This is a genomic window from Mesorhizobium sp. M7A.F.Ca.MR.362.00.0.0, from assembly GCF_004023175.1.
Lineage (GTDB): Bacteria > Pseudomonadota > Alphaproteobacteria > Rhizobiales > Rhizobiaceae > Mesorhizobium.
The window spans coordinates 1-248 of sequence record NZ_RZTF01001084.1 but is presented as its reverse complement, the minus strand read 5'-3'; the positions used below and the strand labels follow the sequence as shown (position 1 = coordinate 248).

Here is a 248-nt window from a genome sequence, read left to right as displayed (position 1 = left end):
GGGTTAACAAATAGAAATACATTTCCTGTCGCGATTGCAACAGTAAACAGTGGCGGAAACCTAGGCGGATTCTTTTCCCCAATGATTGTTGGCGCAATCCTTGATGCAACTGGAAATTATAATATCGCCTTTGGATTCTTTGCGGTCATGCTAGTGCTTGGCTTCTTCATTATTACCACTTTAAAGGAACCAGCACTAGAAGGATAAATTCATAGTCATTTATAGGGCAGAGGAGTTTTCCCATGCCC

1 protein-coding gene is annotated in these 248 nt (G+C 41.9%); it reads left to right on the top strand.

The features are described from left to right. Positions 1 to 207 (top strand): MFS transporter (locus EOC06_RS39220; RefSeq protein WP_164899102.1); only part of this gene is annotated, 207 nt, incomplete at its 5' end. Positions 208 to 248: the final 41 nt, after the last annotated feature.